Origin of the sequence: Burkholderia sp. 8Y (assembly GCF_902506145.1) — a bacterium.
Taxonomy (GTDB): domain Bacteria; phylum Pseudomonadota; class Gammaproteobacteria; order Burkholderiales; family Burkholderiaceae; genus Caballeronia.
Genome location: NZ_LR733520.1, coordinates 2,828,575 through 2,841,346, shown reverse-complemented (window position 1 = coordinate 2,841,346; position 12,772 = coordinate 2,828,575). Strand labels below are relative to the sequence as shown.

The 12,772-nt window shown below is 64.9% G+C and carries 9 protein-coding genes; 4 read left to right on the top strand and 5 right to left on the bottom strand.

All coding sequences use genetic code 11. From position 1 onward, the window contains the following. Positions 1-62: 62 nt before the first annotated feature. Genes GV035_RS23925 through gspD form a run of 4 tightly spaced genes read right to left on the bottom strand, consistent with a single transcriptional unit; the run spans position 63 to position 5,638 of the window. Positions 63-476, bottom strand: coding sequence for a general secretion pathway protein GspC (locus GV035_RS23925; RefSeq protein ID WP_159837375.1), 414 nt, complete (start codon positions 474-476; stop codon positions 63-65). After that, on the bottom strand, positions 476-1,693 hold the full coding sequence (gene gspF / locus GV035_RS23920; RefSeq protein WP_159837374.1) for a type II secretion system inner membrane protein GspF: 1,218 nt from the start codon (positions 1,691-1,693) through the stop codon (positions 476-478). The genes GV035_RS23925 and gspF overlap by 1 nt, the downstream gene beginning before the upstream one ends. 4 nt (positions 1,694-1,697) lie before the next feature. Next, complete coding sequence (gene gspE, locus GV035_RS23915) at positions 1,698-3,188, bottom strand: type II secretion system ATPase GspE (RefSeq protein ID WP_328699424.1); 1,491 nt, start codon at positions 3,186-3,188, stop codon at positions 1,698-1,700. Beyond that, positions 3,185-5,638 (bottom strand): type II secretion system secretin GspD, encoded by a 2,454-nt coding sequence (gene gspD / locus GV035_RS23910; protein WP_442859584.1) that lies wholly within the window; start codon positions 5,636-5,638, stop codon positions 3,185-3,187. The genes gspE and gspD overlap by 4 nt, the downstream gene beginning before the upstream one ends. A gap of 583 nt (positions 5,639-6,221) precedes the next feature. Here gspD and GV035_RS23905 point away from each other — a divergent pair. Next, on the top strand, positions 6,222-6,668 hold the full coding sequence (locus GV035_RS23905) for a lytic transglycosylase domain-containing protein (protein WP_159837373.1): 447 nt from the start codon (positions 6,222-6,224) through the stop codon (positions 6,666-6,668). A gap of 107 nt (positions 6,669-6,775) precedes the next feature. Next, positions 6,776-7,975 carry a GTP-binding protein gene (locus GV035_RS23900; RefSeq protein ID WP_159837372.1) on the top strand — a complete coding sequence of 400 codons (1,200 nt, stop codon included), beginning with the start codon at positions 6,776-6,778 and terminating at the stop codon, positions 7,973-7,975. Between the two features lie 222 nt (positions 7,976-8,197). Here the strand turns inward: GV035_RS23900 and GV035_RS23895 are convergent, their stop codons facing one another. After that, the gene (locus tag GV035_RS23895; RefSeq protein ID WP_008352404.1) at positions 8,198-8,476 is read right to left on the bottom strand and encodes an HU family DNA-binding protein; all 279 of its coding nucleotides are present in this window, start codon (positions 8,474-8,476) and stop codon (positions 8,198-8,200) included. A 517-nt stretch (positions 8,477-8,993) separates the two neighbouring features. On the opposite strand from GV035_RS23895, the gene mnmC reads away from it, so the two are divergent. Together mnmC and GV035_RS23885 are read left to right on the top strand one after the other, a co-directional pair. Continuing rightward, positions 8,994-10,808: a bifunctional tRNA (5-methylaminomethyl-2-thiouridine)(34)-methyltransferase MnmD/FAD-dependent 5-carboxymethylaminomethyl-2-thiouridine(34) oxidoreductase MnmC gene (mnmC, locus tag GV035_RS23890; protein WP_159837371.1), complete on the top strand. Its 1,815-nt coding sequence runs from the start codon at positions 8,994-8,996 to the stop codon at positions 10,806-10,808. A gap of 729 nt (positions 10,809-11,537) precedes the next feature. Continuing rightward, a complete protein-coding gene (locus GV035_RS23885) occupies positions 11,538-12,740 on the top strand; it encodes a cation:proton antiporter (RefSeq protein ID WP_159837370.1) in 1,203 nt (400 codons plus the stop codon). Positions 12,741-12,772: the final 32 nt, after the last annotated feature.

The following is a 12,772-nucleotide window of genomic DNA, read 5'->3' as shown; positions in this document are numbered from 1 at the left end:
GAGCATTTTATCGACCGGCTTTCATCGCGCCGTGACCGCGGTCAACGCGCGGCGCCCGGCGGTCAACGGACGTAGATCGTCGGTCCGGGCGGAACGGGCGGCAGGAAGATTTCCGACTTCACGCCGTTGCGCTCGACGATGATCGAACGCGCTTTCACCTGCGAGAGCTTCACGCCCTGCGTGAGCGGGCCGCCCAGCGACACCGCCCGCGCCGGCTCGCCGCCGTAGCTGACGATCGCCGCCGCGCCGCCTTGCAGCGCGAGTATGCCGAACAGATGCACGTCGGAATTCGCTTGCCGCTCCAGTTGGCCGCCGAAAATCGTCGCGGCCTGTTCGACCGACGGCGTGCGCGTCGCGGCGGCGGCGGGCAACGGCGCGGTCTGACGCGAAGTCAGCGTGACGACCCAATATGTCACCGTCACGCAAAAGAGCGCGAGGGCGGCAAGCGTGAGCAGGCGGGTTTGCAGGGCGTTCATTACTGCACCAGATTATTCAGTTCGATGATCGGCAGCATCACCGCGAGCACGATGACCAGCACGACGCCGCCCATCGCGAGAATCAGGAGCGGCTCGAGCAGGCTCGTGAGGAACATCGTGCGGCGTTCGAGTTCGCGCGCCTCGCCTTCGGACGCGCGGTCGAGCATCGTGGTGACGTCGCCGGTGGCTTCGCCCGAGCGGATCAGATGCACGAGCACGGGCGGAAACGTCTTCGTATTGGCGAGCGCGCGCGACAGCGCCGAGCCTTCGCGCACGCGCACGATGGCGTCGTCCACGTTATTGCGCATCGCGGTATTGCTCAGCGTTTCGCCCGCCGCCTGCAACGCGCGCAGGATCGGCACGCCGGCGGCCGTGAGAATCGCGAGCGTGCTGGCAAAGCGCACGGTGTTATAGCCGCGCACCAGCTTGCCGACGAGCGGCGCGGTCAGGAGCCAGCGGTCGAACGCCAGGCGCGGTCCGGGCCGCGAGAGAATGCGCCGCACGAGCCACGCGATCAGCAGCACGCCGATCAACATGGCCCACCAATAACTTCGCACGAAGGCGGAGAGCGCCATCATCATCACGGTGAGAAAAGGCAGCGCCTGCTTGGTGCTCGCGAACACGTTCACCACTTGCGGCACGACATAACTCAGCAGGAACGTGACGATGCCGAACGCGATGATCGTCACGATGCCCGGATATGTGAACGCCAGAATGATCTTCTGCTTGAGCGCGTTGCGCTGCTCGATGTAGTCCGCGAGACGCGAGAGCACGAGCCCGAGCTTGCCGGTGTGCTCGCCCGCCGCGACGAGCGCGCGATAAATCTCCGGGAAGTCCTTCGGATGCTGCGCGAGCGCATTGGCGAACGAATGGCCGCCGAGCACTTCGGCGCGGATCGCGGCCATCAGTTCGCGGATGTAATCGCGCTCGGATTGCTCCGTGAGCACCGAAAGCGTTTCGCCGAGCGGCAAGCCCGCGATTAGCAGGCTCGCGAGCTGGCGCGTGAGAATGGCCTGTTCGCGCTGCGACAGCCGGCGCCCGAGCGACAGCCGCTGCTGCCGTTCGCCGCGCGTGCGCGTGCCCGCCGCCTCGACGACGAGCGGCGTCAGTCCTTGCGTGCGCAGGTGGCTGCGCGCGGCGCGGGCGCTGTCGGCGTCGAGCACGCCGGTCTGCGTCTTGCCCGCCTGGTCGATGGCTTCGAAACGGAACGCCGGCATACGCTTAGTCTCCGCCTGTCACGCGCAGCACTTCTTCGAGCGATGTCACGCCCGCGTTCAGCCAGCGGTTTCCGTCTTCGCGCAGCGTGCGCATGCCGTGCGCGCGGCCCGCCGCGAGAATCTCGGCGTCGGCGGCGTTGCGGTGAATCAGCGGGCGAATGGCGTCGTCGATCAGCAGCAGTTCGTACACGCCGCGCCGGCCCACGTAACCCGACTGGCCGCATCGGTCGCAGCCGACCGGATGCCAGTGCTTTACGCCATTTTCTTCCTCGCGCTCTTCCTTGCACGCCGGGCACAACTGGCGCACGAGGCGCTGCGCGAGCACGCCGAGCAGCGACGACGCGAGCAGATACGGCTCCACGCCCATGTCGGTCAGACGGGTGACGGCGGACGCGGCGTCGTTCGTGTGCAGCGTCGCGAGCACGAGGTGACCGGTCAGCGACGCCTGCACCGCGATCTGCGCGGTTTCGAGGTCGCGGATTTCACCGATCATGATGATGTCGGGGTCCTGACGCAGAATCGAGCGCAGCGCCCGCGCGAACGTCATGCCGATGCGCTCGTTCACCTGCGTCTGCCCGATGCCCGACAAATCGTATTCGATCGGGTCTTCCACCGTCATGATGTTGGTGGTCGTCGTCTCGAGGCGCGACATCGACGCGTAGAGCGTGGTCGTCTTGCCGGAGCCCGTCGGCCCGGTCACGAGCACGATGCCGTGCGGCCGGCCGATCAGCTTGTCGAACTGGACGAGCGTGTCACGCGCCATGCCGAGCGTTTCGAGATTCAGGCGCTGTGCGTCTTTTTCGAGCAGACGCAGCACGGCGCGCTCGCCGTGGCCGGTCGGCAGCGTGGACACGCGGACATCGACCGGACGGCCGCCGACGCGCAGCGTGATGCGCCCGTCCTGCGGCAAACGTTTCTCGGCGATATCGAGCTGCGCCATGATCTTGATGCGCGAGATCAGCGCGCCGTGCAGCGCCTTCTTCGGGCGCACGACATCGCGCAGCGTGCCGTCGACGCGGAACCGCACCACCGACGCGTTCTCGAACGGCTCGATGTGAATATCCGACGCCTGCTCGCGCGCCGCCTGCGTCAAGAGCGCGTTGATCATGCGGATGATCGGCGCGTCGTCTTCGGACTCCAGCAGGTCTTCCACTTCCGGAATGTCCTGCATGAGCCGCGACAGATCCACTTCGCCTTCCACTTCGCCGACCACCTGCGCCGCGCTGCCGTCGTTGCGGGCGTAGGCCGAGTTGATCGCGGCGGCAAGCTCGTCGCCGGGCTTGCGGACAATCGACAGCGCGCCGAAATTGCGCGCGACTTCCGCGAGCGCCGCGTCGTTCGTGCGCTCGCTGATCCATACTTCGATGCCGTCGGCATGCCGTTGCGCGACCAGAATCTGGCCGGTACGCGCGAAGCCGTAAGGCACGAGCCGCGCAGCGAGCGGCGATGCGGCCGTGGCGTTCGTGGTTTCGGCTTCGGCGTTCAGCGTGTTCACGGCTGTCCTCCCGTCTGATGGCCGCCGAGCGGCGCGGCGCTCGGCGCATTGTTCGGCACTGCGTAGCCCGTCGCGGCGTTGCCGGGCAGGGCGTTCGTCGCCGCGTTGCCGGGCATCGCGTTGGTCGCGCCGTTCGCGGGCGCCGGGTAACTGCTCTGCGGCGCGGTCTGATACGGCTGCGGCGCGGGGCCCGCGTTCGGGTCCTGCGGCAGCGTCGTGCTCGGCACGCCGCGCGTCAGATTGTTCCAGTCGAGCAGATTCTGGGCCGGCGCGCCGCCGCCTTCGCTCGGACCGAGCGGCTTCGGCGGCATCACCGGCACATTCTGGTCCTTGATGAGGCGGTTGTCCGTCGTCGAACCGTACTGCTGATTGCGCAGGTATTCATAGCGCGTGTTGGCGATCTGCGAGGCCGTCGCCTGATCGCGGACGATCACCGGGCGCAGGAACACCATCAGGTTCGTCTTCGTGCGCGTCTTGCTCTCGCTGCGGAACAGGCTGCCGATGAACGGAATGTCGCCGAGCAGCGGAATCTTGCTGTTGTTATTGTTGTACTGATCCTGCATCAGGCCGCCGAGTACCACGATCTCGCCGTCATCGGCCAGAATGGTCGACTGCACCGAGCGCGTGTTGATGGTCACGCCGCCCGGATCGGTCTTGGTCGTCGCATCGACGCTCGAATCTTCCTGATAGATCTGGAGCTTGAGCACGCCGCCGTCGGTGATCTGCGGCTTCACGTGCAGCGTCACGCCCACGTCGCGGCGGTCGAACGTGTTGAACGCGGTCACCGACGTGGCGGCGTTCGCGGTCGGCGTGGCGTAGGAGCCCGTCACCACCGGCACGTTCTGGCCGACGACGATCTTCGCTTCCTCGTTGTCGAGCGTGATCAGGTTCGGCGTGGACAGGATGTTCGCATCCGCCGAGGTGGACAGCGCCTGAAGCAGTCCGCCGAGTCCGAACAGATTGCCAAAGCGGTGCAGCAGACCGATGTTCAGGCCGTTGGCGAGCAGCCCCGTGGTCGACGTGATCGACGACGGGTTCTGCGCGATCGCGTTGCCCTGCACGGTCAGGTCGAAGATGTTGGTGTTGCCGGAGCCGAAGCTCGAACTACCGTAGATCGCGTTGTTGCCGCCGTTCGAGAGCAGCAGGCCCTGCCACTGAATGCCGAGGTTCGCGCCGGTGGTCGCCGAGAGTTCGACGATCAACGCTTCGATATAGACCTGCGAGCGGCGCGCGTCGAGCTGGTCGATCACCGCGCGCAGATTGCGGTAGACCGGATCGGCCGCGGTGATGATGAGCGAATTCGTCGCGGAATCGGCCTGGATCATGCCGCCGCCGCCCGTGTCGTTGCCGGTGTCGTTGTCCTTGTTCGACGAAAAGCCCGTGTCGCGCGTGCCGCCGCTGCCGGACATCGGATTGTTGCCCGTGCCCGAACTGCTGCTGCCGAGGCCGCCGGGCAGCGGCGGAACGCCGGACGTGCCCGTCGAGGTCGATGAATTGCCGAGCCCGCTCTGGCCGAACGAGTTCGACGAATTGGAGCCGGTGCCGCTGCTGGACGAGTTGTCCGAATTGCCGCCGCCCTTGCCCATCATGGCGCGCAGCGTCTTGGCGAGCCGCGTCGCGTCGGCGTTGCGCAGCGGCACCACATGCATGTTGCCCGGCACCGCCGTCGGCGCATCCAGCTTTTTCGCCAGCGCCTTGGCCGCCGCGAGCCGCGCGCTGCTGGAGGCGCGGAACATCAGCGAATTGGTGCGCGGGTCGGCCGTTACGGTGACTTTCAGCGTCGCGTCCGTGCTGCCGACGGTGCCGGGATCGAGCAGCTTGTTCATCTGATCGGCAACATCGATGGCGTTCGCGTTCTTCAGCTGGAAGATATCGACTTCGCGACCCGCCGCCGTGTCGACGCCCGCGATGATGCTCGCGATGCGCCGCACGTTGTCCGCGTAGTCCGTCACGACGAGCGTGTTGTTCGCGGGGTACGCGGCGATAGTGTTGTTCGGCGAAATGAGCGGCCGCAGCACCGGCAGCAGATTGTTCGCCGACTCGTTGTGCAGCTCGAACACCTGCGTGATGACCTGATCGCCGTGCGCCGACGGCGCATTGCCGACATAGGTCGGCACGCCTTGCAGCTTCGCATCGGCCTCGGGCACGACTTTGAGGACGCCGTGATCCTGCACGAGCGCGAAGCCCTGCATGCGCAGCGACGCCTGCAGGGTCTTCAGCGCCTGCTCTTCGGGCACCGGATTTTCGGAGACGAGGTTGAGCTGCCCCTTGACGCGGGGATCGACGATGATGGTTTTGCCGGTAGCCGCGCCGATCGCCTTCGCGACCTGGTCGATATCGGCATTGACGAAATTCAACGTCACTTGCGCGTGCGCGGCTTGCGCGACGATAAGTCCCGCCGCCAGCAGTGCCGTCGCCATGCGACGCAGTGCCATAGGTTGTCTTCTCATGGATGTGATGTCTGAGCCGGGGTACAAGAAACCGGCTAAGGCAGCACCGTTCGTCAATCCGAGGGCGCTGCCAACCGTGGTACGAGCGTGTCCGCCCGACTACGATTATTTATAAAAATGTGACGATAGCAGCTTTGTGCAACGAAATAGTTCAAGTTCGTTCGCCGCCGCGTGCGCCAGGCGGCTGCATGCCAATGAATCCAGCGCGCTCAAGCTTTCAGAAGTCCTGCCGATAACCCTATCGGGAGGCTTTTGTCAGACAAGGCGAGGCACGCGGGACCCGAATTGTAACCCGATTAGATCACTTTATATTCATACGTTTAAGAAAACGCCGATAGCCAGCAGATGATTCCTGTTGGTCCAATCCGCGTTCCGTCGGACCTATGTCGGATAGCCAACTTATGGTCCAGGACGTCAGCCGGTATGATACGGGCGGTTCCGTTTCCCCGGCGCCGGCATGAAGGGCGGGTTTTCCCGATGCCGGCAGGCGGCAGACACACAAGCGGACATTGGATTTCGGCGTGGCGCGCAAGCGGCGCTGGCGGCATGACGGTTCCGCACAGGCGGATGGAGTAGAACGAAGATGAAGCGATTCCTGCGAATACTTGCGATGGGTTGCGGCGCCATGCTCGCCGCCGCGTCCGCTCACGCCGATTGTTTCGACGAAGCAGCGAAGTATCAGAAGGTCAATCCGCTCATTCTGCGCGCCATCGCCTGGCAGGAATCCCACAACAAGCCCGACGCCATCAACAAGAACGCCAATGGCTCGACCGACTACGGGCTGATGCAGATCAACTCGATTCACCTCACCACGCTCTCCCAATACGGCATTTCCAGCGGCACGCTGATGGAGCCGTGCAAGAGCGTCTACGTCGCCGCCTGGCATCTGCGCCAGAAAATGAACAAGTACGGCAATTCGTGGCAGGCCGTCGGTGCTTACCATTCCGAAACGCCTGCGCTGCGCGACAAGTACTCGGCGCAGATCATCGAGATTCTGCGGCGCTGGAAACTGCTGCAAGCGTCGAAGTAAATCCCTGTTCTTTAGCGCATGAGCCGTCGCGCCGCCCGGCGTCTCGCCTACGTTCGTCCCGCGTTTGATGCAGAATCGTGACTTCGATTCTCGTCCAGACGCCCGCAATGAACCAAACGCCACTGCCAGTCACCATGCTCTCGGGTTTCGTCGGCGCGGGCAAATCCACGCTTCTCGATGCTTTGCGCGCCAATAGCGAGGGCGTGCCTATCGGTTCTTTTCGTTGCGGCGCGGGCGAAGAGTCGATGCACGCCATCGAAGAGGCGATCGTCCGGCTTGCAGCGCAGCAGCCGCTCGACGCCATGGTGATCGAAGCGCCAGCCGGCGTGAATCCGATGGACATCGCCGAGCACTTCGCTTTCGGCGACGACGAAGACGCGCCTCTCGCGGGCCGCGCGCGTCTCGATACGTTCGTCACCGTCATCGATGCCGCCAACTTCATGCGCGACTACGCGTCGGCCGAGTCGCTCGTGGAACGCGGCATTGCGCCCGAAGGCGAAGCGGCTGACGAGGGCAAGACCGTCGTCGAGACGCTCGTCGAGCAGATCGAATTCTGCGATGTCATCGTCATCAACAAGACGGACCTCGTCGGGCAAGACGCGCTCGACCGGCTCGCGCACATCCTCCATGCGTTGAACCCGCGCGCTGTTCAACTACGGACGGAACACGGCAACGCGCCGCTCAGTGAACTAGTGAACACGGGGCGTTTCGATCTCGACACCACTGGCAGCGGCGCAGGCTGGCTCGCGATTCTCAACGACGAACAGGAAACCGACCGCCCCGCCAACGCGTCGGGCATCGGGCATTTCGTGTATCGCGCGCGCAGGCCGTTTCATCCGCAGCGGCTGTGGAATCTGCTACACGAGGAATGGCCGGACGTGTTGCGCGCGAAGGGTTTCTTCTGGCTCGCGACGCGCAGTGTCGTCGGCGGATCGCTTTCACAGGCGGGCGGCACGTTGCGGCACGGCCCGGCGGGCGTGTGGTGGGCGGCGCAGGATCGAAGCGAATGGCCTACGGACGATCCCGAGCTCGAAGCGGAAATCGTCGCGGAATGGTTCGGCGATCCGGACGACAACCGCATCGGCGATCGCCGGCAGGAACTGGTGTTGATCGGCGTCGATCTCGATATCGACGCGTGGCAGCGGAAGTTCGACGCCTGCCTCGTGAGCGATCAGGAATGGGCGCTCGGCAGCGATGCCCGGCAGCAATTCGACGATCCGTTCCCCGCATGGGATGTCGAGGACCACGACCACGACCACGATCACGATCACGGCCCGGATTGCGATTGCGAAGACCATCGGCACTAAACGACGCGGATCGCGCAGCCGAAAAAAAACCCGCCGATGGCGGGTTTCATGGTCCTCTTGGTCTCCGGCTTATCTCCGCGCATGCGGAAGAACCTGAGTAGCTGGCGCAAGACGGGCGCAATCAGGATACAAACAAGGCACCAACACAACACGAGCTGGGGCGCTGATGAACGCTGCCGGGCGCCGCGCAGCGTAGCGAGGAGCGCGCGATTCGCAGACAGCTCAGCGTTTGTTGACTGCGTCCTTGAATGCCTTGCCAGCCGTGAACTTGACGGTCTTGGCGGCCGGAATCTTGATGGATTCGCCGGTCTTCGGGTTACGGCCGGTGCGCGCTGCGCGCTTTCCCGAACCGAAGCTGCCGAAACCGATCAACTGAACTGCGTCACCTTTCGAGACAGCCTTCTTGATGACTTCGAGCAACGTGTCCAGCGTCTCGCCGGTTTGAGCTTTGCTGGCGCCGGTCTGGGCGGCTACGGCGTCGATCAATTCCTGTTTGTTCATTAAGGTTCCTTTATCAGTTTAGGTTGACACGAACAGCGCGAACGCGCCGATTATACGTGCGCAAGCCGTGCAGTCGAGTAGGGACGGCCTTCTGGCGCGCCGTTCCGCCGATTCGGCGCGGTTTCGCGCCCTGTCGCCGGCCTTGCTTCCCGTCAAATCCCTCGCGCCGTCTTCGAACGAGGCGCTTGGTATGATAGCGCAGCGCAAACCCAATCTGGACAAGGGTTTCAAAGATTTACCCTTATGTAACGAGGCGTTCCGGGCGGGGTTTTCGAAGTCGATCGCGCAAGGCGGGTTCTTGTCGGCGCAAGCGGCCTGATCGGACAGCGCGCCGTTGGTTTTTGCCAACGTTTCGTGAGCGCGCCGCACGCCTTATCGCGCTGTAAGCCTTGTCAGTACTGGCTTTCGCGGGTGCGAACGGTGGTGCGCGTCGGTGAACCCCGCTGCGTCTGACGTTTCTGCGGCATGCGCTATCGTTGCCCTCATCGCGTTTTTGCATATCCCCACAAGTCGACGCATGACCGAACCATCGCCCGTTTGCGGGCCGCTTCTCGCGCTGCACGATCTTCCCGCGCGCTGGAACGCCAGGCGCGTTTTCACGTTCGTCGATACCGCCGCGCGATTCGACCGCCACAGTCTCTTTCTCGCGCTTTGGCGTCTCTGGCGCGATGACCCCGCCCGCTGCGAGCGTCTGCACGTGATCGCCGTCGCGCCGCTGAGCGCGCTCGACACGCCGCCTTGCGCCACTGACGATTCCCTCGCCGCCGAACTCGCCCGCGCCTGGCCGATGCGCGTGCCGGGCCTGCATCGCCTCGAATTCGAAGCGGGGCGCGTCGTGCTGACGCTTGCCGTCGGCGACGACATGCTCCCGAAGCTGTGGCTGCGCGCCGACGCGTTCCATATCCACGCGACGCACGACGACGATCCGCGCAAGCTGAGCAAGACGCTCGCGCGCTTTGCCGGCGATGACGCGACGCTCTCTGCGAACGCCGCCGAGCCCGTTCGCGCGTCGTGGTTGCGGGCACTCGCCGCGTCCGGTTTCGAATGCCATCAGACAGACGATGGGCTGGCAGGACGCTTCGCGCCCCGCTGGCGCGTGCGCCGTCACGAACCGCCGCTGCCGGTGGGTGCGGTCACGCGCGAAGCCATTGTCATCGGCGCGGGACTGGCGGGGTGCGCCGTGACCTCGCGGCTCGCGTCGCGCGGTTGGCGCGTGACGCTGATCGACCGGCACGCGTCGCTTGCGCGCGATGCGTCGGGCAATCCTGCCGGCGTCTTTCACCCGATCGTCTGGCGCGACGACAGCGTCGCTGCACGCCTGACGCGCGCCGGCTTCCTGACCGCGCTGCATCGATGGCAGGCGCTGGAAGCCGCTGGCCACGACTTGCACCGCAGCCGCGCCGGTCTGCTGCAAATCGCCGATACGCCGGACGACGCCGATGCGCTCGCCGCCGCCATCGCGCGATTCGGCTATCCGCGCGACTACGTGACGCCGATGACGCGCGAACAAGCGTCGCGCGTGGCGGGCGTGGAACTCGCGCGCGGCGGCTGGTTCTTCGCGCGCGGCGGCGCCATTTCGCCGGCTGCGGTCTGCGCGGCGCAACTCGCTCTGTGCGGCGATGCCCTCACCGCGCGCATGAACACCCCCGTGGCCCAGATTGCATTCGACGGCCGCAACTGGCGCGCGTTGGATGCACACGGCGGACTCATCGCGAAAGCGCCAGTTCTCGTGTTGGCGAATGCCCACGATGCCGCGCGTCTCGCCGGCCTACACGGCAATCCGACGCGCGGCGTGCGCGGCCAGCTTTCGATACTCGATAGCGGTCCGCTCGATGCGCTCCGCGTGCCCGTGGTCGGCGACGGCTACGCGGTGCCGCTAGGCGAACGCCGCACGCTGATCGGCGCGACATACGACATCGACGAAACCGATCCGCACGTGCGCGAAGCCGGGCACGCGGAGAACATCGAACGCGTCGGGCGCATGCTTGCCGCACTCGACGGCGTCTCGGCGGCGCAGGGGCGCGTGGCGTTTCGCTGCGTGACGAGCGATCGCATGCCGATGATCGGCGCGCTCGCCGACGAAGCCGCCGCCCGCCGCGATGCGCGGCAGCTTTCCGGCGCGTGGCCGCTGGATCTGCCGCGCCTGCCGGGCTTGTATGGCGCGTTCGCCTTCGGTTCGCGCGGGCTCGTCTGGGCGACGCTCGCGGCCGAACTGATCGCGTCGCAGATCGAAGGGGAGCCGTGGCCCATCGAGCGCGAACTCGCCGAAGCCGTCGATCCCGCGCGTTTCTTTTTGCGAGCGTTACGTCACGGAGAAATCGGCGCGTCGTAGTTATCCTCGAATAGCTGTGGATAACTCGGCGGAATCCGCAAGAAGGAGCTGTGTATCCGTTGTGCACGTAAACGGGACAACCCGGGCGCCGCCCGCGGAACGCCAAAAGTTGTTCCGAGTTAACGGCGCGAGACTGCCGGGTTTACCGCGCGCTTTTTCGGTTCACATCAGCTTGATCCGAAAGGAGAAAAGGCACTTGTCCACAGTCGCCGCGCCGCCTTGTTAACTACTACTACGTTTATATACAGTAAACCTGTAAACACCTGAAGACGACGTCATCGGAACGGCAAGCCGCACGCACGGCGCCGGTCATGTTTTCCGCGGAGGCGCGCAAGCGGTCGCAGTTACATCATAAGAATCATCGACTTGCTGTTTTCATCGGGGACATGACTGTGTGGCACAATCGCGCTTCTTCCTGCGTCGCGCCGTTCAGACGGCGAGCGCCTCAATGGAACGGCGCTTGCAAGGCGAGACTCCAGTCTTCGCGCTGCAACGTCGTTCGCTGTGTCCGGCCAGTCTCGCTCACGCGTCGCATTGGACCCGGACGCGTCGTCTAATCCGTGCACGGCCGGTTCCGTGACGCCGTGTTCGTTCGCATTCGTTTCGCCTGAATGAACCCACGCTCGCGGTGGAAGCGGGCCGTGCGCATGCGTGCCGTCCGCTGCGAATCGCGCCGACCGCGCGGCCGGACGTGCCCTCTGCTGAAGCAACGAAGGAGAAGTCCACACGATGAATTCGGCATTTTCATTTCTGCCCGTATGGCCGCTCGAACCCGACGCCATTCTCTGGGCCGGTCTCGCGCTCGTCACGGCGGGCCTCGCCGGAGAACTGTTATGGCGCGCGTGGCGTCTGCCGCGCATTACAGGCTATGCGGTGATCGGGCTGATCGCGGGCAACGCCGGTCTCGGCGTGATCGACGCCAGCGCGGGCGGTTTGTCACGTCCGCTGCTCGATGTCGCGCTCGGGCTGTTGCTGTTCGAACTCGGCGGCCGGCTCGACTTGCGCTGGATCCGCCGCAATCCTTATCTGATTCTGTCGAGCATCGCGGAATCGACGCTCACGTTCGGTCTCGTGCTGATCGCGCTGATGCTTTTCCACGTACCGACGATGGCGTCGGTCGTGATCGCCGCCATCGCGATGTCCACGTCACCCGCCATGGTCATTCAATTGAAGACCGAATTGCGCGCGGAAGGCCAGGTGACGCAGCGCCTGATGACGCTGACCGCGCTAAACAGCATGTACGCGGTGATCGTCGAGAAGCTGGCGGCAGGCGTGCTGCATCAGGAGATCTACGGCAATGCGTTCGCGACCATTCTTCAGCCGCTGTATCTGCTGATCGGATCGCTCGTGCTGGCGTTCTTGCTGGCGCGCGGTTGCAATCTGCTTTACCGGCGCCTCAACGCCAACGATGAGCATTCCTTCGTGGCGCTCTTCGGACTCGTGCTGCTCGCCATCGCGATCGCGCATCTCTTCAAGCTCTCGACCATTCTCGCGCTGCTGGCGGCAGGCATCATCGTCAAGAATGCGGACGAGCGGCCGCAGTTGTGGCCGTCGCACTTCGGTTCGGCGGGATGGCTGCTTACCGTCATTCTGTTTGCGCTGACGCTGACATTGTTTGCGTGGCGAGATATCGCGCTCGGCGGTGTCGCGGCGCTCGGGCTGATTCTCGCGCGCTTCGTCGGCAAGCTCGTCGGCGTGCTGATCTTCGCGAAACCGAGCGGGCTCGAACTCAAGCAGGGCGTGGCGCTCGGCGTCGCGCTGACGCCGATGTCGGCGCTCGCGTATCTGCTCGTCGACGATATGTACGTGCTTTATCCCGACTACGATCCGACGCTGCGCGCCATCGTCATGTGCTCGATCGTGCTCCTGCAGATCGTGACGCCGTTCGTGGTGTACCGTAGTTTGTCGGCTGTGGGCGAGCGGCGCGAGTGAGCGCACGCACGCATTTCCCCGCCGTCAAAGCA